General features: G+C 67.6%; 27 protein-coding genes. 15 read left to right on the plus strand and 12 right to left on the minus strand.

What is annotated here, in order from left to right:
- Positions 1-106: 106 nt before the first annotated feature.
- From fusA to OG714_RS21470, 7 genes are all read right to left on the minus strand, one after another.
- Entirely contained in the window at positions 107-2236 is a 2130-nt protein-coding gene (gene fusA, locus OG714_RS21440) for an elongation factor G (RefSeq protein ID WP_366489151.1), read from the minus strand.
- Positions 2237-2275: 39 nt separating this feature from the next.
- Positions 2276-2746, minus strand: coding sequence for a 30S ribosomal protein S7 (rpsG, locus tag OG714_RS21445; protein WP_005481264.1), 471 nt, complete (start codon positions 2744-2746; stop codon positions 2276-2278).
- A gap of 3 nt (positions 2747-2749) precedes the next feature.
- Positions 2750-3121, minus strand: coding sequence for a 30S ribosomal protein S12 (gene rpsL, locus OG714_RS21450; protein ID WP_003948652.1), 372 nt, complete (start codon positions 3119-3121; stop codon positions 2750-2752).
- 394 nt (positions 3122-3515) lie between these two features.
- The gene (locus OG714_RS21455; RefSeq protein WP_406123206.1) at positions 3516-4073 is read right to left on the minus strand and encodes a DUF1707 and DUF4190 domain-containing protein; all 558 of its coding nucleotides are present in this window, start codon (positions 4071-4073) and stop codon (positions 3516-3518) included.
- A 147-nt stretch (positions 4074-4220) separates the two neighbouring features.
- Positions 4221-4427, minus strand: coding sequence for a hypothetical protein (locus OG714_RS21460; protein ID WP_406123208.1), 207 nt, complete (start codon positions 4425-4427; stop codon positions 4221-4223).
- A complete protein-coding gene (locus OG714_RS21465; RefSeq protein WP_406123210.1) occupies positions 4424-5095 on the minus strand; it encodes a hypothetical protein in 672 nt (223 codons plus the stop codon). Before OG714_RS21465 ends, OG714_RS21460 begins: the two co-directional genes overlap by 4 nt.
- Positions 5088-5432, minus strand: a complete 345-nt coding sequence (locus OG714_RS21470; RefSeq protein ID WP_406123212.1) for a WhiB family transcriptional regulator — start codon at positions 5430-5432, stop codon at positions 5088-5090. Before OG714_RS21470 ends, OG714_RS21465 begins: the two co-directional genes overlap by 8 nt.
- 275 nt (positions 5433-5707) lie before the next feature.
- On the opposite strand from OG714_RS21470, the gene OG714_RS21475 reads away from it, so the two are divergent.
- From OG714_RS21475 to OG714_RS21495, 5 genes are all read left to right on the plus strand, one after another.
- Entirely contained in the window at positions 5708-6175 is a 468-nt protein-coding gene (locus OG714_RS21475; protein WP_406123213.1) for a helix-turn-helix domain-containing protein, read from the plus strand.
- 370 nt (positions 6176-6545) lie between these two features.
- Positions 6546-6959, plus strand: coding sequence for a hypothetical protein (locus tag OG714_RS21480; protein WP_406123215.1), 414 nt, complete (start codon positions 6546-6548; stop codon positions 6957-6959).
- A gap of 142 nt (positions 6960-7101) precedes the next feature.
- Entirely contained in the window at positions 7102-7701 is a 600-nt protein-coding gene (locus OG714_RS21485) for a phage tail protein (RefSeq protein WP_406123216.1), read from the plus strand.
- Between the two features lie 91 nt (positions 7702-7792).
- Positions 7793-8083, plus strand: a complete 291-nt coding sequence (locus tag OG714_RS21490) for a hypothetical protein (protein WP_200691634.1) — start codon at positions 7793-7795, stop codon at positions 8081-8083.
- A gap of 65 nt (positions 8084-8148) precedes the next feature.
- The gene (locus OG714_RS21495) at positions 8149-8517 is read left to right on the plus strand and encodes a hypothetical protein (protein ID WP_406131903.1); all 369 of its coding nucleotides are present in this window, start codon (positions 8149-8151) and stop codon (positions 8515-8517) included.
- Between the two features lie 42 nt (positions 8518-8559).
- Here the strand turns inward: OG714_RS21495 and OG714_RS21500 are convergent, their stop codons facing one another.
- Positions 8560-9474 (minus strand): hypothetical protein, encoded by a 915-nt coding sequence (locus OG714_RS21500; RefSeq protein ID WP_406123218.1) that lies wholly within the window; start codon positions 9472-9474, stop codon positions 8560-8562.
- A gap of 288 nt (positions 9475-9762) precedes the next feature.
- On the opposite strand from OG714_RS21500, the gene OG714_RS21505 reads away from it, so the two are divergent.
- Entirely contained in the window at positions 9763-9969 is a 207-nt protein-coding gene (locus OG714_RS21505) for a hypothetical protein (RefSeq protein ID WP_033279999.1), read from the plus strand.
- 28 nt (positions 9970-9997) lie between these two features.
- Here the strand turns inward: OG714_RS21505 and OG714_RS21510 are convergent, their stop codons facing one another.
- Positions 9998-10429 carry an ATP-binding protein gene (locus OG714_RS21510; protein ID WP_406123220.1) on the minus strand — a complete coding sequence of 144 codons (432 nt, stop codon included), beginning with the start codon at positions 10427-10429 and terminating at the stop codon, positions 9998-10000.
- Between the two features lie 160 nt (positions 10430-10589).
- Between OG714_RS21510 and OG714_RS21515 the strand changes: the two genes are divergently transcribed.
- Together OG714_RS21515 and OG714_RS21520 are read left to right on the plus strand one after the other, a co-directional pair.
- The gene (locus tag OG714_RS21515; RefSeq protein WP_406123222.1) at positions 10590-11441 is read left to right on the plus strand and encodes a helix-turn-helix domain-containing protein; all 852 of its coding nucleotides are present in this window, start codon (positions 10590-10592) and stop codon (positions 11439-11441) included.
- A gap of 11 nt (positions 11442-11452) precedes the next feature.
- Entirely contained in the window at positions 11453-11647 is a 195-nt protein-coding gene (locus OG714_RS21520) for a DUF397 domain-containing protein (protein ID WP_406123224.1), read from the plus strand.
- Positions 11648-11916: 269 nt separating this feature from the next.
- Here the strand turns inward: OG714_RS21520 and OG714_RS21525 are convergent, their stop codons facing one another.
- The 3 genes from OG714_RS21525 to OG714_RS21535 form a co-directional block, all read right to left on the minus strand.
- The gene (locus OG714_RS21525; RefSeq protein ID WP_406123225.1) at positions 11917-12345 is read right to left on the minus strand and encodes a DUF3592 domain-containing protein; all 429 of its coding nucleotides are present in this window, start codon (positions 12343-12345) and stop codon (positions 11917-11919) included.
- 277 nt (positions 12346-12622) lie between these two features.
- Positions 12623-13039, minus strand: a complete 417-nt coding sequence (locus OG714_RS21530; RefSeq protein ID WP_406123227.1) for a hypothetical protein — start codon at positions 13037-13039, stop codon at positions 12623-12625.
- Between the two features lie 61 nt (positions 13040-13100).
- Positions 13101-13514: a hypothetical protein gene (locus OG714_RS21535; protein WP_406123229.1), complete on the minus strand. Its 414-nt coding sequence runs from the start codon at positions 13512-13514 to the stop codon at positions 13101-13103.
- Positions 13515-14025: 511 nt separating this feature from the next.
- Here OG714_RS21535 and OG714_RS21540 point away from each other — a divergent pair.
- The 7 genes from OG714_RS21540 (at position 14026) to OG714_RS21570 (ending at position 22177) form a co-directional block, all read left to right on the plus strand.
- Complete coding sequence (locus OG714_RS21540) at positions 14026-14994, plus strand: hypothetical protein (protein ID WP_406123230.1); 969 nt, start codon at positions 14026-14028, stop codon at positions 14992-14994.
- 26 nt (positions 14995-15020) lie between these two features.
- Positions 15021-16217: a phage tail protein gene (locus OG714_RS21545; protein WP_406123231.1), complete on the plus strand. Its 1197-nt coding sequence runs from the start codon at positions 15021-15023 to the stop codon at positions 16215-16217.
- Entirely contained in the window at positions 16214-17497 is a 1284-nt protein-coding gene (locus OG714_RS21550; RefSeq protein WP_406123233.1) for a tape-measure protein, read from the plus strand. The genes OG714_RS21545 and OG714_RS21550 overlap by 4 nt, the downstream gene beginning before the upstream one ends.
- A gap of 36 nt (positions 17498-17533) precedes the next feature.
- Positions 17534-18457, plus strand: coding sequence for a phage distal tail protein (locus OG714_RS21555; RefSeq protein WP_406123234.1), 924 nt, complete (start codon positions 17534-17536; stop codon positions 18455-18457).
- A gap of 4 nt (positions 18458-18461) precedes the next feature.
- Positions 18462-19655 (plus strand): hypothetical protein, encoded by a 1194-nt coding sequence (locus OG714_RS21560; protein ID WP_406123236.1) that lies wholly within the window; start codon positions 18462-18464, stop codon positions 19653-19655.
- 111 nt (positions 19656-19766) lie between these two features.
- On the plus strand, positions 19767-20990 hold the full coding sequence (locus OG714_RS21565; protein ID WP_406123237.1) for a hypothetical protein: 1224 nt from the start codon (positions 19767-19769) through the stop codon (positions 20988-20990).
- Positions 20987-22177, plus strand: a complete 1191-nt coding sequence (locus OG714_RS21570) for a hypothetical protein (protein ID WP_406123239.1) — start codon at positions 20987-20989, stop codon at positions 22175-22177. The genes OG714_RS21565 and OG714_RS21570 overlap by 4 nt, the downstream gene beginning before the upstream one ends.
- Positions 22178-22273 lie beyond the last annotated feature (96 nt).

Raw genomic sequence — 22273 nt, forward strand, 5'->3', positions numbered from 1 at the left:
TCATCGGCGCCAGGTGATCTTTGCTGGGATGCCGTCCGCCGGGGTCTGCCCTCCCGGGTGAGCCCCGGCGGTCGGTGTCAAGCCTAAAGCGTGCAAACGGTGTGTGTTACTCGCCCTTGGCCTTCGCGATGATCTCCTCGGCGACGTTCCGGGGAACCTCGGCGTAGGAGTCGAACTGCATCGAGTAGCTTGCGCGACCCGAGGTCTTGCTGCGGAGGTCGCCGACGTAGCCGAACATCTCCGAGAGGGGCACGAGGCCCTTCACGACGCGTGCACCGGCACGCTCCTCCATGGCCTGGATCTGGCCACGGCGGGAGTTGATGTCGCCGATGACCTCGCCCATGTAGTCCTCGGGCGTGGTGACCTCGACGGCCATCATCGGCTCAAGGAGCACGGGGCTGGCCTTGCGGGCGGCCTCCTTGAAGGCCTGCGATCCGGCGATCTTGAAGGCGAGCTCGGAGGAGTCGACCTCGTGGTAGGCACCGTCGAGAAGCGTGATGCGGACACCCGTCATCTCGTACCCGGCGAGGATGCCGAACTGCATGGCCTCCTGCGCACCGGCGTCCACCGACGGGATGTACTCCCGCGGGATACGGCCACCGGTGACCTTGTTCACGAACTCGTACGCCGGGCCGTCCGACTCGGTGATCGGCTCGATCGCGATCTGCACCTTGGCGAACTGACCGGTACCACCGGTCTGCTTCTTGTGGGTGTAGTCCACGCGCTCGACGGCCTTACGGATCGTCTCACGGTACGCGACCTGCGGCTTGCCGACGTTGGCCTCGACCTTGAACTCGCGCTTCATACGGTCGACCAGCACCTCGAGGTGCAGCTCGCCCATACCGCCGAGGATGGTCTGGCCCGTCTCCTCGTCCGAGTGAACGTGGAAGGAGGGGTCCTCCTCCGCGAGACGCTGGATGGCAATACCCAGCTTCTCCTGGTCACCCTTGGACTTGGGCTCGATGGCGACCTGGATGACCGGCGCCGGGAAGTCCATGGACTCCAGGATGACCGGGTTCTTGTCGTCGCACAGCGTCTCACCGGTGGTGGTCTGCTTCAGGCCCATGACGGCGACGATGTCGCCGGCGCCCACCGCCTCGATCTCCTCACGCTTGTTCGCGTGCATGCGGTAGATCTTGCCGATGCGCTCCTTCTTGCCCTTGACGGAGTTCAGCACCGCGGTGCCAGTCTCCAGGCGGCCCGAGTAGACCCGGACGAAGGTGAGCTTGCCCAGGTGCGGGTCGCTCATGATCTTGAACGCGAGCGCGGACAGCGGCTCGTCCACGGACGGCTTGCGCTTGACGACGACCTCGGGGTCCTTGACGTCGTGGCCTTCGATGGCCTCGACGTCCAGGGGGGTCGGCAGGTAGCGCACGACCGCGTCGAGCAGGGGCTGGACGCCCTTGTTCTTGAACGCGGTGCCACAGAACACCGGGGTGACCGTGATGCCGTTGGACTTGCCGGACGCGATGGTGACGCGACGGATCGCGGCGTACAGCTGCTCCTCGGTGGGCTCGATGCCCTCCAGGAACAGCTCCATGATGTCGTCGTCGTTCTCGGCGACGGCCTCGACCAGCTTGCCGCGGTACTCCTCGGCGGCCTCGGCGTGCGTGGCCGGGATGTCGACGACGTCGTACATCTCGCCCTTCGCCGCCTCGGCGGACCACACGAGCGCCTTCATGCGGACCAGGTCCACAACGCCCTTGAAGTCCATCTCGGCACCGATCGGAAGCTGCATGATCAGCGGCACCGCACCGAGGCGGTCCTTGATCATGTCGACGCAGCGGTGGAACTCCGCGCCGGTCCGGTCGAGCTTGTTCACGAAGCAGATGCGGGGCACGCCGTAACGGTCGGCCTGACGCCACACCGTCTCGGACTGCGGCTCGACACCGGCGACACCGTCGAACACCGTGACGGCACCGTCGAGGACGCGCAGCGAACGCTCCACCTCGACGGTGAAGTCGACGTGCCCCGGGGTGTCGATGATGTTGATGGTGTAGTCGTCGTCCTCAAGCGGCCAGTGACAGGTGGTGGCAGCAGAGGTGATCGTGATGCCACGCTCCTGCTCCTGCTCCATCCAGTCCATGGTGGCAGCGCCGTCGTGGACTTCACCGATCTTGTAGCTGACGCCGGTGTAGAAGAGGATCCGCTCAGTGGTGGTCGTCTTGCCCGCGTCGATGTGAGCCATGATCCCGATGTTGCGGACCCTGGCCAGGTCAAGTGAAGTGGTAGCCATAAGGCTTCGGTCTTCTCTCGGTCTCGTCGTGGGTAGCGACTACCAGCGGTAGTGCGCGAAGGCCTTGTTGGACTCGGCCATCTTGTGGGTGTCCTCGCGCTTCTTGACGGCCGCACCGAGGCCGTTCGAAGCGTCGAGAAGCTCGTTGAGCAGACGCTCGGTCATGGTCTTCTCGCGACGGGCGCGGGAGTAACCGACCAGCCAGCGCAGCGCGAGCGTGTTGGCGCGACCGGGCTTGACCTCGATCGGAACCTGGTACGTCGCACCGCCGACTCGGCGGGACTTGACCTCGAGCGTGGGCTTGATGTTCTCCAGCGCGCGCTTCAGCGTGATGACCGGGTCGTTGCTGGTCTTCTCGCGCAGGCCCTCCATGGCGCCGTACACGATGCGCTCGGCGGTGGAGCGCTTGCCGTTCAGCAGCACCTTGTTGATCAGGGAGGTGACAAGAGGAGAACCGTAGACCGGGTCGATGATGACCGGGCGCTTCGGGGCGGGGCCCTTACGAGGCATTTTCTACTTCTCCTTCTTGGCGCCGTAGCGGCTGCGGGCCTGCTTGCGGTTCTTGACACCCTGGGTGTCGAGCGAACCGCGGATGATCTTGTAGCGAACACCGGGCAGGTCCTTCACACGACCGCCACGCACGAGCACGATGGAGTGCTCCTGCAGGTTGTGTCCCTCACCCGGAATGTAAGCGGTGACTTCGATCCCGCTGGTCAGACGCACACGCGCGACCTTGCGCAGGGCCGAGTTCGGCTTCTTCGGGGTGGTCGTGAACACACGCGTGCAGACGCCACGACGCTGAGGGGAACCCTCGAGTGCGGGCGTCTTGTTCTTCTCGACCTTGTCCTGCCGGCCCTTCCGGACCAGCTGCTGGATCGTAGGCACTACTTCTCCGGTTTCTGTGTGCCGATGGTGAAGCTAACCTGGAACGTCGCCGACCCACGCGGTCGGGTGTGTCGAATCCCGCAGACTTTCGCCGGTAAGCAAAAGGGGCGCAGATTGCGGTGGCCAGTGTCGGCTCCCTTAGTGCGGTTCAAGGCACGCACGAGAGCCAGGGCACACCCCAGGCACAAGGTCTGAGCGTACCTACCTCATTCGCTGCGGTCAAAACAAATGGGTCCCACCCACAGCCCGACACGACCCAGGCCGAAGCCGCGCCGCGTCAGCGATCTTGGAATCCACGGCGACTCCGCCGCTCCGAGCCCTCGGCTCCACGGTACGGAACCCCAGGCCGGAGCCCCCGGCCGGAGGTGTCACATCGGACCCCCGGCGGGAGGCGTCACGTGGAGCTCGCCGCCGCCACGATCATGAGGAGGAGTATCAGGGCCCAGCCCGCGACGGCGAGCCAGCCGAAGACCAGGCCGGTGAGGGCGAGGCCGTCGCCGCCCTCGTCGGTGCGCTGGATCTCCGCGCGGGCGGTGTGGCCGAGGATCACCGCGGGGATGCCGGTGAGGCCCAGCGTCGGCACGATGAGCAGCCCGCAGACCAGCGAACCGACCGCCTTGCCGTTGGTCGGCGGCACCGGGCGCGGCAGGAACGTCGGCGGCACCGGCCGGAATCCCGGATGCGGTGCCTGCACGACCGCGGTCGCCTGCGGCCCCTGGGGCAGATCGGCGACCAGCAACATCAACTCACCTACCGTACGGGCGCCGTAGGCCCGGGCGACCCGCTTCTCCAGCTCGTCCTCCCGCAGCCGCCCCTCGGCGAAGCCGGCCCGGAGCACGTCCACCGCCCGCTCCCGGTCCGCGGTCGCGGCCAGCATCGACGCCCCGCTCTGCCCCTGCCACGGCTGCGGCGATCCCTGTCCCTGTCCCTGCCACGGTGTCGGGTACGACACAGAGCACCTCCCCCGGCGCCGGAGACCGAATGCCTTCATCATGCTCCAACGCACAGAAAACGGCACCGGTTCCCCACAGCCACGTAAAGAGGCCGCCACCTCGCTGCCGCAGGGTCGCCCTATAGAGGGGAGCGAGGTGGCCGTCCCTCAGCGTGTGCGCCGGGTGCCGCCGGCGGCGCGTTCCGCGGCGAAGACGTCCTCCAGCCGGAACAGCTGCGCCCGCCCCGCCCTGCCGACCGGCGTCAGATGCCCGAGCTGGACCCACTTGCGGATGGTGGCGGGCGCGACCCCGGCCTCCTGCGCGGCGAGCGGCCCGGGAATCAGCGTCGGCAGCCCACCCCTGGTGCCCGTCATCGGTTCCACTCCCCCTCGTTCCAGGTGTGCCGGTAGGCCGGATCGTCGTGGCAGCCGCAGTCCGGCGCCGAGCAACGGCAGGCCGGGTTCACACAGAGCACCGCGCCCCGGTCCGGGAAGGCCCGCAACGAGACCGAGTCGCACCAGGGGCAGCGCCCCGACACCCGTACGACCGTCTCGGTGTCCCCCAGCGCGCGGGCACAGCGCCGCGCCATCCGCCGGGTCTCGTCCCGCACGTGCGCCGCGAGCACGGCGTCGGCGGCCACCTCGTCGAGCAGCCCGGCGATCCGCCGCAACCGCTCGGGCACGGACGCCCGCCGCGCCCGCGGCAGCCCGAGCCGGTCCCGCACGGCCTCTTCCAGTTCTACGACGCCGTCGCTGATGTCGCGGATCGTGTCGGAGATGTGCAGGCGCAGCGGGGCCGCGCTGTGGCCGGGGGTGACGAGTCCGTGCCGTTGTTCCAGGAGGAGTGCCTCGGCACGCTCCTCACGGAGCCGGTCGGCGAGGTCGGGCGGGGGCGGCGGGGTGGGTGCGCGGTGGGCCGGTGAGGTGCGGCCGGGGGCGAGTTCGACGGTCAGTTCGGGGAACTGCTGGAGCAGCGTGCCGATCCATAGGGCTGCGTGCGTGGTCGGGTCCGTCGCGGCGGACGCCTGACTCGGGTCAGGCAAGGGAGCCTCCCCGCGGAGCGCGCGTGCTCGGCAGCGTCGGCAGGGCGATCAGGGCGGCCGGGAGGAGGTGCGCGGGGATCTCGACCGGGCGGCCGGAGCGGTAGAGGCGGCCGCCGCAGACGCCGTCGAACCAGTTGTCGGCCGGCGCGACGATCCGCTCGCAGTCCCGCCGTACCGGGCAACGGGCGCAGGCCCGCAGGACGGGGGCGGCCTCCTTGACCTTCTTCGAGAAGACGGCCTTGGGCGGGAGCCCGGCGCAGGCGGCGGCGGTCTGCCAACCGACGGGTCCGGCGGGTTCGTCGTAGCGGCGGAGTGGTGGGCAGGTGTCCGTGGACATGGGGCCTCCCTGGAGGACGGGTGTGGCACAAGCGGCTGGCAAGTGCCGTCCGGCCGTCCAGGTTTACAGATTGCGCGCGCGCTCGCAACGAAAACTTTGGTCACTCACGTCACAGACCCGGCGACAACCCGTCACGAAACCGGCCTCCGCGCCCCCATCTCCACCGAACCTCCCCCTGATTGAGCCCATTTTTCTTAGTGCTTGCACGCGAGCACGTAATTCCGTGCGCGCAAGCAAGCTAAACTCGCTGCCATCCAAAGGAAGCGAGCACACAGATGACCAGCCAGGATCTGGACGCGTTCGCCGCGTGGGTCGAGGACCTGATGCGCGACCGCGGCTACGACATCGACAGCCCGCGCGGCGGCGGCAAGTCCCGGATAGCGGACGAGGCGGGCGTCCATCGGGCCGCCGTCACCCGCCTGTTGCAGCGCCAGAGCATGCCGGACCTCGAGACCACACGCAGGCTCGCCCGCGTGCTGGGGGTGCCGGTCCGCGACATGCTCATCCGCTCCGGCCGGCTCACCGCGGAGGAACTCGCCGACCCCCACGACTACTTGGCGTCCCCCGCACCAGGCGCCGAGTTCGCCCGACGCCCCACGCTGGAGGAGGTCGCCGATCTGCTGGGGGTGCCGGCCGACCGGCGGGAGATGTTCGTGCGCGTGGTCGAGCAGTTCCTGCCGAACGACGTGCCCGCCGTAGAACACGCGGAACGCGCGAACGCACGGCTGCTGATGACCGACTGACCGGCTGATCCCCGGTCACTCACAGCCGGTCACTCACCGCCGGCCGCTCGCCTCCGGTCACCTACCTCCGGTGACCCGTCGGCGGTCACCGGTACGCGGTACGCGGTACGCGGTACGAGGGAACTGGTCCCTCCCTCCCCGCTCCCAGACTTCTCCCCCACTCCCCCACTCCCCCACTCCCCCCGCCCCCTCAGCCTCCCCCGCTCACCCGGTTCTCGGTTTTTAGTTGCGTGCGCGCACGCTCGTCTGTCACAGTTGGTGCAGCGGCGGAGCTGCGCCCGCAGGCCGGCCGCTCAGCGCCTCGTCGCGGTGTACAGGTGTACCGCCGCGTCCCGCACTCTCTCCCGAAGCTGCCCCGAGGTGACCCGGCATGACCACACCCACTCCACCGAGCGCCTTCCCGGACGTCGAGGCGATGATCGTCGACGTCCTGGAGGACGACTCCCGGCTCTCCGGCGCGATCGTCGCCGTACAGGCGCCGACCGGCTTCGACGGCACGGCCGCCGCCGTGTTCGTCAACCGGCGCGGCGGCGCCTGGGTCGGCGAACGCCATGTCGACCAGCCGCTGATCGAGCTGGAGGTGTACGGCCCGACCAAGCAGGCCGCGCACGTCCTGGCCAACGACGCCCGTCAGGCCCTGCTGGCGATGGCGAACAACAAGTACGGCACGAACCTCGTCACCGAGGTCGAGGAGCAGGACGGCCCGCGCTGGCTGCCCGACTACCTCTACTCCGCGGCCAACCGCTACGTCACGGTGATGAAGGTGTACGTGGACGTCTACTGATCGACCCCACCGGTCCCTCAGACGCTCCACGCCCCACAGACCGAAGGCCCCGCCACCCCCCGGCGGGGCCTTCTTCGTACCCGGACCTCCCGAGTACGACGGCACCCCATCTCGACTCACCCTGAAAACAAGGAGATTCACCATGGCAGGAACCAACTCCTCCGAGATCCGCATCGCCGGCGTAGGCCGCCTCTACGTCGCCCCGGCCGACACCGCCGTACCGTCGACGTTCTCCACCGACACCGCCACCGACTGGGCGACCTGGAAGAACCTCGGGTTCACCTCCGGCGACGGCGTCACCTTCAGCAAGAAGGACAAGCTGGAGCCGGTCGACGTGTGGCAGGCCGTGAGCCCGGTGCACTTCGTGTACTCGGACCGCGACCTGACCCTGAAGTTCTCGCTGATGCAGTTCAACGAGGACACGCTGCCGTTCTTCATGGGCGGCGGCGGGGTCGACGCGGTGACCGGTTCGACGGGCGTCTACCAGTACGACATCGCCGACCGGCCGTTCGCCGATGTGCGCGCCCTGGGGCTGGAGTTCACGGATGTGCGGGCGAGCGACGGTTCGACCGTGACGTACCGCTTCGGCATCCCGCGCGGCCAGGTCACGGCGTCGGACGACATCAAGCTGGCCCGCAAGTCGGCGGCCCAGCTCGGCATCACGTTCAGCGCGATGTCCGCCGCCGACGGCTCGCCGCTGGCCAGCTTCCTGATGAAGGACGCCGCGTACGCCGCGTCCTGACCCACCGGGGTGGGACAGGCACGCCCGTCTGTCCCACCCCGGGCCCCCAACTCACCTTTTCCGAATCGCCTGTTAAGGAGTGCCCATCACCATGGCCCGTTTCGACGTCAACGCAGCCCGCGCCCAGCGGCTCGAAGCCCTCGGCCGCACCTGGTCGTTCGAACTCGACACCGAGAGCTACACCCTCCCCACCGAGCTGACCCGCGCCACCGCCAAGGCGCTGCGCAAGCTCGACGACAACGACGTGGACGGGCTGCTCCGACTCCTCCTGGGCGAGAAGCAGTTCACCCGCTTCGAGCAGCACGAGGTCACGATGCAGGACATCGCCGCCATCCTGGAGGCCTACGGCAAGGAGACCGGGCTCGGCCTGGGGGAAGGCTGAGCCTCGTCGGGTTCGTCGACGAACACGCCGAGGCCCTCGAAGCGGACCTGCTCCGCTATTACGGCATCGATCTGCTCGACTGGCACCGTGACCGGCTCTCCGCGCGCCGACTCACCGTGCTCGTCAGGCAGTTGCCGCACGACAGCGCCCTCAACCGGGAGCTGCACGGCGAGGCCGCCGACTGGTCGGTGACCGACCATCTGCTGGCCGCCGCCGTGGACCATCTCGCCGCCGCCAACTGGATGTTCGCCTCCGTCAACTCGGAGGAGGGCGACCAGCCGGACCCCCCGGCACCGGTACCGCGTCCGTCGTACGACGGCACGGAGACCGGGGGCGAGGAGGCACCGGGCGGAGGAACCGAGAAAACGGCAACGGCGGATACGGATACGGACGCAACGCCGTCGACGGTCCAACTGGCCCGTTTCTTCGGTTGATTGGGCTCCGGTGGGCCCAGTGCCGGTGTTCGCCGACACTGTTCAGCCCGCCGGGTCCTCCGCCGGCCCTGCCCCCTCCTCCCGGCGCCGGCCGGGGGCCCGCCCCTCCAACTCGTCAGCGAGGGCACGGACCTTGGCGGAGAGTCGGGGACGTTTCTCACTCCGGTCGCCGGCGGGGGCGGGGGCGGAGGGTGATGACGGCGACGGCGACGGTTCGGCCGACTCCGTCCTGCGTCCTTTCTCGCGCCCGGTGCCGGTGTTCAGCGGGGGCACGCTGGGCCGGCCGTTGCGCCGTACGACCGAACGCCGTTCGGCGGGCGCGGCACGCTTCTCCCGCACGTCACGGGCGGTGACAAGGATGTCGTCGGCTTCGATACCTACACCCACACCCACATCCGCATCCCGTACGTCTCCATCCCGTACGTCCGTGTCCGCATCCGGTACGGGTGACGGCGTCCCGTCCGCCACGACCCGCTCCCGTTCCCCGCGCTCTTCTACCCGCGTCAACTCCGATGGAGGGCGCAGCAGTTGGACGTAGGGAAGCTGGATGACCTCACCGCCACCACCTCCGCTCCCAGGCTCCCTCGCGCGGCGCGGCCGACGCCCGGTGCGGGCGTCCTCCTGCCCCTGGAGGTAGGCGGCGGTGATCCGTTGCTCGTACGCCCGCCGCACGGCCGGGAGTTGCTCGTCGACGACGTCGGCCCAACCCGCGCTGTAGGCGGCGAGTTCACGCCGGTCGAGTTCGGCGCGGGGCAGGATGACGAGGTCGTCGGGGGCGTGGCCGAGCCGTAGGACGAGTTCGGACAGGCGGGCGATGAGATGAGGGAGATCGGGGGCTTGTTCGAGCCAGTCGATCACATGCGTCTGCCGCGCGTTGCTCGCGTTCCCATCCACCCCGTAGGCCTTGCTCTCGTCCCTGCCCCACCGCGCCCCCCAGCGCGAGGACGGCCGCCCCATCGCCGCCCACCGTCGTAGCCAGGCCCCAAATGCCTCACCGGGCCTGGTAATTCACCTTTCATTCACCGACGGGAGAACGGCCGGATCCCACTTCACCAACCTGGCACAACTGCCACCGCACCCCACATCACCGCAGGTCCGGACCGCACAGCGGGCAACTGTCTTCGGCAAACACGAAACACCACCACAGGATTACTCGTACACTAGTTCGAACCGACGCTTCGAGCGCACCAGGAGCGCCACCTGTACCACCAGCCGAGCGGACAGACAGGAAAGCAGGACGACGACATGGCGACTGGCACGAGTCACTCCCCGCAGCAGCCGATCGACACCTACACCCGCCTCGCCCACCTCCTGCACTCCCCCGCCCCCGACCGCACGGCCCTGCTCGACCGGCTGTACGAGGAGTTGCTCACGCGGGAGTCGCGGGCGTACGCGGCAGGGTGGACGGACGCGCTGACGGAGGCGGGACGGGGACGCGGGGGCCGGCCGTAAGCACCGATCACCGCCTACGGCTCACAGCTCACACGGCGAACGTGCACCACACCTGCTTCTCGTCGAACCCCGTACGGTGCCACCCCCACCGCCGCGCCAACGCCTCGACGAGCCGCAGCCCCCGCCCGCCCTCGTCCAACAGGTCGGCGCACGCGGGCAGTTCGGGCACCAGCGCGGGGGCATGGTCGGTCACCATCACCCGTAGAAACGGCGGAGCGAACTCCCGCCCGACCCCGAGCGTCAGCTCCAGCCCGGCGAGCCCACCACCGTGCCGTACGGCGTTGGTGCACAGCTCCCCCACGGCGAGCTCGACGGAGTCGGCCAACTCGCCCAGTTTCCAGTGCTCTTGAAACCAGACGCGGGTGCGGTGCCGGGCTTCGGCGACGGGGCGGAGGGGGTCTAGGGCGGAGGTGTCCCAACCGACGCGGGTGGGAGTGGTGTTGAAGGGCGGGAGATCCATCGTTCACCTCGCGGGGAGTCGATGAGTGGCTTGCATCACAAGCTACCGGTGAAACTAAAACGCGTGCTACCTGATTCACTAAAACGAGTACTAATCTCGAACCAGGTGGACGCCCGGCTCACAGGTCGGCAAACTGTGCGCGCGAGCGAGGAGTTGATCCATGGCACCCCGACAGACCCCCACCATTCGCCAACGGCGTTTCGGCGCCGAGCTGCGCAGACTGCGTGAGGGCGTCGGCATGTCCGCCCCGGTCGCGGGCGAACGACTCGGCGCCGACCGGACGATGATCTCCAACATCGAGGCCGGCCGATTCGGCATCAGCGAGGAACGCCTCCGCCGCCTCGCGAGCATCTACGAGTGCGACGACACCGAACTGATCAATGCCCTCGCCTCGATGACCGGCGGACGTTCGAAGGGCTGGTGGGACGAGTACCGGGGCAAGATCCCGCCGGACTTCCTGGACGTGGCGGAACTCGAACATCACGCCACCGGCCTGCGCACGTTGCAGACCGCCCACATCCCCGGCCTCTTCCAGACCGAGGAGCACGCACGGGCACTGTTCGACCTCTTCGTCCCGGCACTGCCGCGCCTGGAGGTCGAGTTGAGGATCGCCCAGCGCCTGGCGCGTCACGCCGTGATCGCGGACGAGCCGGGTGTTCCGTACGTCGGCATGGTCCACGAAACGGCGCTGCGCATGCGCACCGGAGGCCGCCGGGTCGCCAAGGCCCAACTCGGCCGGCTGCTGGAGGAGAGCGAGCGCCCCAACGTCCGGCTGCTCGTGATTCCGTTCACCGCCGAGGGCTTCCCCATGGCCGGCGACACTTTGATGTACGTCTCGGCCGCCAGCGCCCACCTGGACACGGTCGAGGTGGACTCCCCCATCGGCGCGGTGTTCTTCGACTCACCGACCCAACTGGCCAACTTCCGACGACGGCTGGACTTGGTCGAACGGGTCGCGTTGAATCCGAACAAGTCGAGAGACCTCATCCTCTCGATCGCCGACGACCTGTAAGAGGTACCCGCGTGTCCGAGCCGAAGTGGCGCAAGTCCTCGTACTCGGAGGCATCCGGCAACGCCTGCGTCGAGATGGCGACCGCCGGCCCCCTCATCGCGCTCCGCGACTCGAAGCACCCGGAACTGCCGTGGGCCACCGTGAGCCGGGCGGCGTGGTCGGAGTTCACCGGCGCCCTGGGAACCGGCGGCCTGTCCAAGCGTTGAGGCACCCGCGCCGCCCATCGACGCAGCCCTCCTCCGAGGCCCGGAATCCGTTCAAAGCGTGAGAACGAATACGGCGGCCCCCAGGAACATCACACCGATTCCGGCCCACAGCGCAACAAGCTTGGGCTTCGACTGGATCGTCGAGACTCTCCGAGCGCTCTCCCACATCGAGAAGGAAACAAAGAAAGAGGTCGCAGAAACCGCCAAGGTTCCGACCGAAATAAGAAAGTACCAGAGCTCCACGCTTCTCCCTTTCTCGGTGCCGTGATTCAGTAGAAGAAGATCGCGAGCACGGCACCCACGGCGATGAGCGCCAGTCCAGGTGCCCAGAAGAACACCACCATGCCTCGCTCTTCGGAAGAGTCGATTTCCGCGAGACTGCCAGTCTTGGCCCGCTTCGGCTTTCTGCGGTCGTAAACCACCGGAACGACCGTGCCCACCGGCCCCCTCGGCTCTGGCCCGACTTCGATGAACTGGGGCGGTGTGTCCTGGGGCGGGGCTCCCGGGATACGGATGTGGTAGTAGACACGATGTCCACTGCTAATCCATTCCTGAAGGTCGGACACCGCCTCCCCCTCGACACCATGACGCTCAAGACTTCTCAGCTTCATAAACTTCACGAATCCCCCTGAATTCGCGAAGCAGAGGAGCACACCAATACCCATCAGGACGAATCCCACACTCGCGATGTTACCCATCACATCTCCTTCTCGAGTGTGCGCGAGGCTGCCAATTTCTCACCTGAACTTTCGGGCCGCCACCGGCCGTGCGAACACCCAGAGCCCCGCAGAAATGACACCCGCGACAAGGACTGCGACTACCCTCTTCGGTCTCGTTCCGGAGAACCAGTGAATACTGCTGAGGTAGCACCCAGTCAGACCATCACGAGCAGCACGACGCCTGCAACAAAGAACACCAGGCCACCGTATCCGAGACAGAAAACGGCGAGTCTTTCCGCCCTGTAGTCGATATCCCTCAGGAACCCGGTCTTACCGCGTCGCGGATTCCCTCTGTCATACACAACGGCGACAACAGAACCGAGAACAACCTCGCCTCGTTGAATTTCACCGAACTCGACTTTGGAATCGGCTCCGTCAACGCTGATTTCGTAAGAAACACGATAGTTCCCGAGCCGGCGTACTCCTGAGACTTCGCAAGCGCCTCGGTTTCGACGCCGAACCGAGCCAGCCGGCGAAGACGGCGATACTCCAGAAATATTCCTGCTTGGGAAACGGCGGCAGCGAAACCGACCATCACCATAATGCACGCGACAACAAAGAGAAACGTCGAGTTTTCCACGGCACCGTACCAATTCATCATCACATCACAAGCCGCCTTCGCAGACCAAAAAAAGTTCACCGATTCCAGCCCGCGGCGCGACAAGTCAGTCACACTGCAGGCGGCGATGGACCAAAATCCCGGGAATTGGCAAGCATCTCGGTTTCGGCAATTTCTAGTGAAATACCAGAATGAGCACCAACCCCAGGCCGATGCACGCGAACCCAGTACCCCAGAACGCCTTCACACCGCCCCACTCGTCGGACAGATCGATGTCCGCAAGCTTTCCCGTCCTGGCCCGACTCCGTTTCCTGGAGTCATACACCACCGGCACAACCGTACCCACCGGCCCCTGCGGCTCCGGGCCGACCTCGATGAATCGGGGCGGCACGCTCTGAGGTGCGGCTCCCGGGAGTCGGACGTAGTAGTAGACGCGTTGTCCGCTGCTGATCCACTCCTGAAGCTCCGACACCGCTTCACCCTCAACATCGTGGCGTTTCAGATTCCGCAGCTTCAGGAAAATAACCAAACCCCCCGAATTAAGCGTGTAAGCGACCACATCGAGAACAACCAGGATAACTCCGGCCATGGCACGGACGCCCTACGGTCAGGCCGGCTGCGCGCGCAGCCGCAGCGGTAGGCCCGACTCTCGCGTCCTCCGAAAGTAGAGCCCAGAGCTCCCCGCCACGTACAAAAAAGGCGGCTCCATCATAGCGACAGAATTCACGCCACCCTCTCCCGCTGCGGAATTTCCACACGGGAATTTCCGTAGGCCGAACGCTCAGGGTGTGAATCTGAAGAAAAACACCATGAGCGCCTCAGCGGCAACCCCTGCACTGGCACACAGAAAGAATCTCATGAACGAATACCCAGTCAACCGCTGTCGCCATCCGAGGAAAAACGCGAAAGCGAAGTAGAAACAAAGCAGTCCAGCAATAAGGAAACAGCTACCGATAACCCAGAACAGGAAACCCGCCATCTCTCCCCCTCAATCCCACATTCCCGTATTGGATCTTCGAGGGTACCGAGAATCCGTCACGCGAGCAAGACCCAGAACGGGACAAAATCCCAAGTGAGAGATGTCAACGAGGAGCAGACTCATGGGAAAGCACACCACGGACGAGGTATACGACCGTCTGGCCGAGGTGAAACAGAGACTCGAAGAGAACTCCAAGTCTGACGTCACCACCGGTCACTTCGACTCGAAGATTTCCGACCTGAAGGCAGCGATCGAGAAGGTCGGGAATGCCGTCAGGGCATCCGAAAAGAAAGAGGAGAAGAATAAGAGCGGCTGGGAACTCATCAAGGAGCAGCCGCTCGTCGCGGATGTTCTGGCGATTTTCAAGCAGATCATGGATGTTTTCCAGGGTAAGGATCTTCTGGCGAAGATCATCCTGGCCATCGGCGTTGTCGGCGCCTCCGTCGCTCTCGTCGGCAAGGTTCGCGCGCTGATCACCGGTTTCATCGAAAAGATCAAAGGCGCCCTGGCGACGTTGAAGAACCTGATGCTGAATGTCACGGGCAAGCTCTCGGGAGGAGATCGCCGGTACCTCGGACGGGACGACAACGGCCGACTGGGACTCCGGCCGGAACGTACCTCCGGAGAGATGCAGCAGGCACAGCAGGCGGCCAGTCGGCAGTTCCGTCAGCGGACACGACAGCTCGGCCGCGGCGCCTCGGGGGTGCCCTCGGCCGGCGGCGCGCAGGCGCTCGGACAAGCGATGAGCCGGGTCAACAGCGGGATCGAGGCCTTCGACAGACTCAAGTCGAAACTCCCCTCCGCAGCCAAGATGAAGCGGACGGCGAGCGCGACGAACCGGTTGAGCGAAGCGCTGGAGAAGGTGACCGAACGACTGCGTCCTGCGGAGCTCGATGACCTGACCGAAGCCACAAGCCGGCTCACCCAGAAGATGTCCGCCTTCGATCACGAAAAACTCCCCAAGCCCGGAACGCTGCGGGACATCTCCAAGGCGGCCAAGGACCTTCACGACAACGGGAACAAGGTCAGGGAGATGTTCCAGAACCTCGCCACCGCGTCCGCCCAAGCCGCTGACTCCATCGGCGCCTGATCCCCTCTCTCCGAAGGAGGTGTGCAATGAGTCTCGTTAGTTCCCTCAAGAAAGCCTCCGGCTCCCTGGACGACTTCAAGTCCAAGGCGTCCGGTGCCGGTACCGCGGCCAAGGGGATCGGCAGCAACAGTCAGAAGGGCGCCGATCAGCTCAAGGCCCTCAAGACCGCCGCCGACGGTTCCGGAAAGGAGCTGAAGGACCTCAGGACCGCGTCGGACCAGGCCGAGAAGTCACTCGGAAAGGCAGGAAAGACCGGTTCCAGTGCCGGGACCAATCTCGGCAAGTACGAAACCGGGGCCGGCAAGGCGGCCAAGGGCCAGGACAAGATGAACACGTCGATGAAGGGCAACTTCTTCGGCCTGCTCATGAGCCTGCTCCAACCGCTCATCGACAAGGTCATCGACATGGTGACCAACTCGAAGACCATGCAGAGGGTCCTGAAGCAGGCCTTCGAGGTCATCAAGGCCGTGATCAGCAGCGTCATGAAGGCCATCGAGCCGATCATGAAGAACGCCGGCAAGCTGATCAAGTCGGTCTGGAGCGGCATCAAGACGGCGATCACGAACATCGTCAAGGCCGTCGCCACGGTCATCAGGACCTACGTCAACGTATGGAAGTCCATCATCACCGGCGTCCTGAAGGCGATCAGCACGGTCGTCTCCAACGTCTGGAAGGGCATCAAGGCCGTCATCTCTCCAGTCGTCAGCTGGGTCAAGTCGGCGATCCCGGAAGCCTTCCGGGCCGTAAAGGACCGGTTGTCCAGCATCTGGGGCGGCCTGAAGGGCATCGCCGGCCGGGCCTTCGACGGCATCAGGGGCGCGGTCCGCGACCCGATCAACGCTGTCATCGGTCTCATCAACCGCGCGATCGGCGCCCTCAACGGCATCCACGTCTCCATCCCCGGCTGGGTCCCGAAGGTCGGCGGCAAGACCTTCGGCGTCAGCCTGCCGAGGATCCCCGCGCTGGCCACCGGCGGCGTCGTCATGCCCCGTTCCGGCGGCGTCCCCGCGCTCCTGGCCGAGGCGGGCGAGGCGGAGGCAGTACTCCCGCTCAGCAAGCTCGACCGCCTGCTGAAGCGTGCCGCCTCGCAGGGGCGGGCCTACGCCGGTGTCTCCGGCGGCGACGGCAGCGCGCTGCACATCGAGCACTACTACGCGGCCGAGACCAGCACCCCGCAGCGCACCGCCGACGCGCTGATGTTCCTGGCGAAGGCACGCGGATGAGCAGCGCGGCCCCCGCCCTGCGCAATCCCCTCGCCGGTGCCACCCCCTCCCTGCGTTCCTTCCGGACCAGGGTCGAGCAGACCCACTCCGGCGTACGGTCCTTCACCCAGCGCATCACGGGTGCCACCGCCGACCTCGACCGCGTCAGCACCCCCACCACCCAAACCGCCACAGCCGTCCAGCAGATCAGGACGAACGCCGACACCGCAGCCCGTTCCATCACCAGAACCGGCCAGACAGCCGCCACCACCGGCGCCTCCGGCATCAAGTCCACCGGCACAAAGGTCAGGTCCGCCGGAAAATCCCTCGGCAAACTCACCACAGGCCTGGGCGGTGTCTTCGCCATGGTCGGCACCCTCATCGCCGCCTCCGGTGTCCTGGGCGGCCTCCTCGACACCTTCGGCACGGCCATGACCATCGGCTCCGGCGTGATGATCGTCATCAACGCCCTCACCCGAGCCAACCCGATCGGTTTCGTAGCCGGTCTGCTCCTCCCGCTGGCCGGCTGGCTGCTGGACATCGCGCTGAACTCCGAGACCGGCCAACGCCTGATGGACCAACTGGCCACGCTGATCCTGAAGTACGTCCAGAGCTACCTCACGATCCTCGGCCCGATCCTCAAACTGATCGCCGGCGCCGTGAACACCTACGTAACCGGCTACCTCACCCTGATCACCACCACCCTCTCCGTCCTGGGCACGGTCATCGGCACCGGCTTCGCCGCCCTCAAGGCGCTGACCACCGGCGACACCCGTGCCCTCAGCGGCAGGGTGTCCGCGATCTGGACCGGCTTCAAGTACGCCGTCAAGCCGGCCCTGAACTGGATCACCAAGGAAATCCCGGCAGGCTTCACCCGGGTCAAGAACGCCACCGCCAACACCCTGCGCGCGATGGGCCAGTTCGTCACGACCGGCGCCCAGACCGTGGCCGGCGTCGTAAAGGGCCCCATCGAAGGCCTCGTCGCCTTCGCGAACTGGGTGATAGACGGCCTGAACAAGATCAGCTTCAGCATCCTCGGCAAGAAGTTCGGCGTACATCTCAACAAGATCCCGATGCTCGCGGAGGGCGGTATCGCCGTCCCCGGCGCCCGCACCGGCAAGGTCCTGTCCCTCACCGCGCTCGAACGACAGCGCGCCCTCGCCGCCCGCAGCCGGGCGACCAGGCGCGCCCAACTCACCCCCCACATCAGGGAGTTCCACGAGAGCAACGGCACCGGCGCCCACGGCACCGCGGCCGACCTCCTCTTCCTGGCCTCCGCCCATGCCCGCGCCCGCGCATGAGACAGCAGCCCTCCACCCCAGTGAGGTGACGCCCCCATGGCCGACCTGACGACCACCACATCCACCACCGACGACGTTCCCCCCGGCTCACTCATCACCCGCGACGGGCAGATGCAGTGGGCCGGACTGCTGCTCGGCCCCGGTACGCCGTACGAGATCGGCAGTGACGGACTGACCGGCTGGGAGGACCTGCCGGACTACGACACCACAGACGCCGATCACCCCACCGCGCACGGCGCCTGGCCGGGCGCGCGCTACGCCAAGCCGCGCAAGGTCGGCGGCTCGGTGTGGACCGTGCCGCCGCAGGACGACACCGCCTCCGCCCTCTCCGCGATGCGCGCCCTGCGCCAGGCCCTGCTGCTCGGCGACTCCGAACGCTGGCTGACGGTACGGCTGCACGGCGAGACCCTGGCCATCCGAGCCCGGGTCAGCCAGCGCATCCTGGCCGCCGACCGGACGTACACCACGCAGGGCGTCTCCAAGGCGTCCGTGCAGTGGTACGCCACCGACCCCCGCCGCTACACCGTCGACGAGCAGACGGCGGTCACCGGCGCCCCGCAGCCGGAGAGCGGCCTCACCTGGCCGCTGACCTGGCCGCTGTACTGGGGCCAGGCGTCGTCCACCGGTGACGTGGGCGCGGACAACTCCGGTTCGGCGCCCACGCACCCGATCCTGACCTTCACCGGCCCGTGCACCAACCCCACGGTCACGGACCGGACTTCGGGCCGCCGGCTGCGCTACGAGATCGGTCTCGCGGCAGGCGACGAACTGGTCGTGGACACCGCGGCCGGCACCGTCACCCTCAACTCCACGGCCTCACGCCGCCACACCGCGGCAGCGGACAGCAGCCCCGAGGAACTCTTCGCCTTCGAACCGGGCCGCGCCGAGCTGGCGTTCCGCCCGGACACCTACGACACGGGCGCGCAGCTCTCGGTGCGCTGGCGCTCGGCGGAGTGGTGATCGCATGACGGTCAGATCGGCCTGGCTCACCACGAACGACCAGACCCGCCAGGACACCCGGCTCACCCTCTCCGGCCTGCTCACCATCAACGCGAGCGCGGCCGAGAACGTCCCGCTCAAGGCACGCGGCGGCATCGTCCCGGGCGGCTTCGCGCTCACCGGCACCACCGGGGCGATGACGTTCACCATCGGCACCGGGCGGGCCTTCGTACAGAGCGGCCGGATCCTCCAGGGCGCCTACCCGGTCGCGGTGACCGACCCGGAGCCCCTGACCGTGCCGGACGGCGACGCCCAGTACGGCCGCATCGACCTGGTCGAACTCGCCGTACTGGACGACGAGTTCGACGGCACAGGATCAACCACCGCACTGGTACGGCTGGTTCAGGGCACCCCGGCGGCCACACCCACCGCGCCCAACACCCCGAACGGCAACGCCCTCCCCCTCTACCGGATCGCGGTACCGGCAGGCGCCTCGGCGGGCAACGGCGGCCTGTCCTGGACCACGGCCGTCACCAACCTCCGCTATTCCACGGCGGCGTTGGGCGGAATCGTCCCGTCATCCGGCTTCGACGGCGCCTACGCCGGCCAGTACCGGGACACCCCGGGCACGTTCCAGCGCTGGGACGGCTCGGCGTGGGTGTCGTATCCCAAGGCCGTCGGCGGTATCGCACCGATCGGCGCGCTGAGTACGGGAAGTTACACCGGCCAGTACCAGGAGAACGCGGCCGGGTTACTACAGCGCTGGGACGGCTCCAACTGGCAGTACTCAGAGGGCCGTTCAAAAATCCTGCTCAGCGTCGAACAGACCACGGCCCAGTCCGTACCGACCGGCACCTGGACGCAGATCACGCTCCAGACCACAGACGTCGACGACGTCACCGGCTGGTCGGGATCGAACACGTACACCGTGCCCAGGGCGGGCTGGTGGCGGTTGACCGGCACCGTCACCTGGTTCAACGAGTCGACGACAGGCTCACGCGGCGCCCGCATCCACCAGAACGGCACCGGAGTCCCCCGCGCCACTTGGCTGATAGGCGCCGGCCCCGGCGCGACCAGCGTCACCGGCACCGCCCTCCTCAAATGCGCGACCGCCGACAAACTCGCCCTCTACGGCCTCCAAAATTCCGGCTCCACCCTCACCACCCTGGGCGGCTCCGGCTACGCCACCAGCCTCACAGCCGAGTGGCTCCGCTCCTGAAAGACCGCTCAAACAGGCCCAGTCGACCCGCCCGATTCGAGGCGGAATGGACCACGAGCCCGCACCCGCAGGCACCCCGCACCACCTCATCCCACCCCAGGAGACCCGTACATGAACCTCCGCAGCTCATGGGTGGCCGAGACCGGCCAGACCCGCGAGGACACCCGCCTGACCCAGCTCGGCGCGACCACCCCGGCCAACCCCCTGGAAGTCCGCTCCGGCATCCTCCCGGGCTCGTACGACGGCCTCAACCGGATGGCCGGCTTCTGGATGGAGGGCGCATCGGGCGCGATGACGGCGACCGTCCACGAGGGCCGCGCCGTCGTGGCGGCCGGCGCCACCCAGGGCGCCTACCCGGTCACCCTCCCCGAACCGAGCGGCCTCACCTTCACCGACGGCGACGCGACCAACCCCCGCATCGACCTCGTGGTCCTCCGGATCTACGACTCCCTCTACGACAACTCCGGCCAGACGAAGGCGGCCCTGGAAATAATCAAGGGCACCCCGGCCGCCACCCCCACCGCCCCTTTGATCCCCGGCATCGGACTCGCCCTCTACCAGGTCAAGGTCGCCGCAGGCATCAGCGCAGGCAAGGGCGGCATCACCTGGAGCACCGACGTAACCGACCTCCGTACACCCGTAGTAGCGGTCGGCGGCATCCTCCCCGCGTACGGCGAGACCGGCACCGGCGCCTACCCGGGCCAGTTCCGCGACTCCGGCGGCGCGCTACAGCGCTGGGACGGCTCGGCCTGGGTGTCGTACCCGAGCGCCCTGGGAGGCATCGCCCCGGCCGGCGCGGTCGCCACGGCGAGCTACACCGGCCAGTACAGGGACACCTCCGCCGGGGTGCTGCAACGCTGGAACGGCACAGCCTGGATCAACTATCTCCCCTCCCCGACCTGGACCGACTACACCCCGGTGTGGGGCGCCGAGACCGGCACCGCGCCCGCGATCGGCAACGGCACGCTGGCGGGGTCGTACGCGAGGCTGGGAACGGTCGTGCACGTCCGGATCTACTTGAAGATCGGGTCCACGACCAACCTGACCGCCCAGGACGTCAACGCCAACTGGACGTTCCGGCTTCCGGTCCTGCCGGTCGCCACCCCCACGTGGAAGCTGGACGGGCGGGTGCTGAACGCGGAGTACTTCGACTCCTCCACCGGGCTGCTCTACCAGGGCAGCGCCCTGCTCGCGGTGACCGGCAGCATCGGCTACGTCCGCTCGGTACGCGACACCCTCGCGAACAGCGACACCATCTGGGACAAGTCGGCGCCCGTCGCCTGGGGCACCAGTGACATCCTGTCCATCCACGGCACCTACGAGTGCGCGCCGTGACCGTGACCTCCGCATGGCTGTCCCCGGACGGCCAGTCCCGCGCCGACACCCGCGCCACCCAGATCGGCGCGCTCACCCCGGTCACCGACATCAAGGGCCGCTCCGGCGTCCTGCCCGGCTCCGAGGGCGGGGTCTACCGCGTCACCGGACTCTGGCTGGCCGGCACGACCGGCACCATGAGCGGCACGGTCGGCGTGGGCCGAGCAGTCGTCCAGTCCTCGGTCGCCCGCGGCGCCTACCCGGTCGCGGTCACCGCCCCGGTCCCGCTGACCTTCGCCGACGGCGACGCCCAGTACGGCCGTATCGACCTGGTCGTCCTGCGGATCCACGACGACGAGTTCGACGGCTCGGGCCGCAGCGAGGCCGCCATAGAGATCGTCCCCGGCACCCCGGCCGCCGTCCCGGTCGCCCCCGCGGTCCCGGACGTCTCGCTGCTGCTGTTCACCGTCGCGGTGCCGGCCAACACCAGCAACGGCAGCGGCGGTATCGCGTGGACCACCGCGAGCACCGACCTCCGCCCGACCACCGTTCCACTGGGCGGCATCCTGCCGACCCGATCCGACGACACCGCGGCGGGCGGCTACCCCGGCCACTACCGCGACATCACCGACACGCTCCAGCGCTGGAGCGGCTCGGCGTGGGTGCCGTATCCGAAGGGGCTGGGCGGCATCGCCCCGGCGGGCGCGCTGACCACCGGCGGCTACACCGGCCAGTACCGGGACAGCTCGGCGGGCCAGCTCCAGCGCTGGAACGGCACCGCGTGGCAACCCGCCGTACCGGGCCCGGCGTTCGCGCAGTCGCTGGACGCCGGCTCGACCACGTCGACGACGTACACAGCCGCGCTCGCGGGCACCGCGGTCACCGCGGTCACGCTCAACTTCACGGCGCCGCCGTCCGGTTCGGTGATCATCAGCCTCGGCTCGCGGGTCTACACGGTGAGCAGCGAGACCACGACAGCACACATGTCCCCGCAGGTCGCCCTGGGTTCCACGGTGGTCTGGGCGGCGGACGACGAACGGGCGGCGTCCGGTTCGGGCGCGGTCAGCAAGTCGGTCTCGACCCAGCTGCGGCTCAACTCCCTGACGGTGGGCGCGACTTACACGATCACCGCGATGCACCGGTCGACGTCGTCGACGGTCACGTGCTGGTTCGACACCATCTACCTCCGCGTGGACCCGATCGCCTGACGCTCAGTCACCACCACCGAACACCACTCACCGCTCCTCACCGCCTCCCCCTCTCCCCTCCCCCTCTCTCCTCAACTCCCCACGCCCTGATTGGAG

It is taken from the genome of Streptomyces sp. NBC_00989, from assembly GCF_045162655.1.
Classification (GTDB): Bacteria; Actinomycetota; Actinomycetes; order Streptomycetales; family Streptomycetaceae; genus Streptomyces.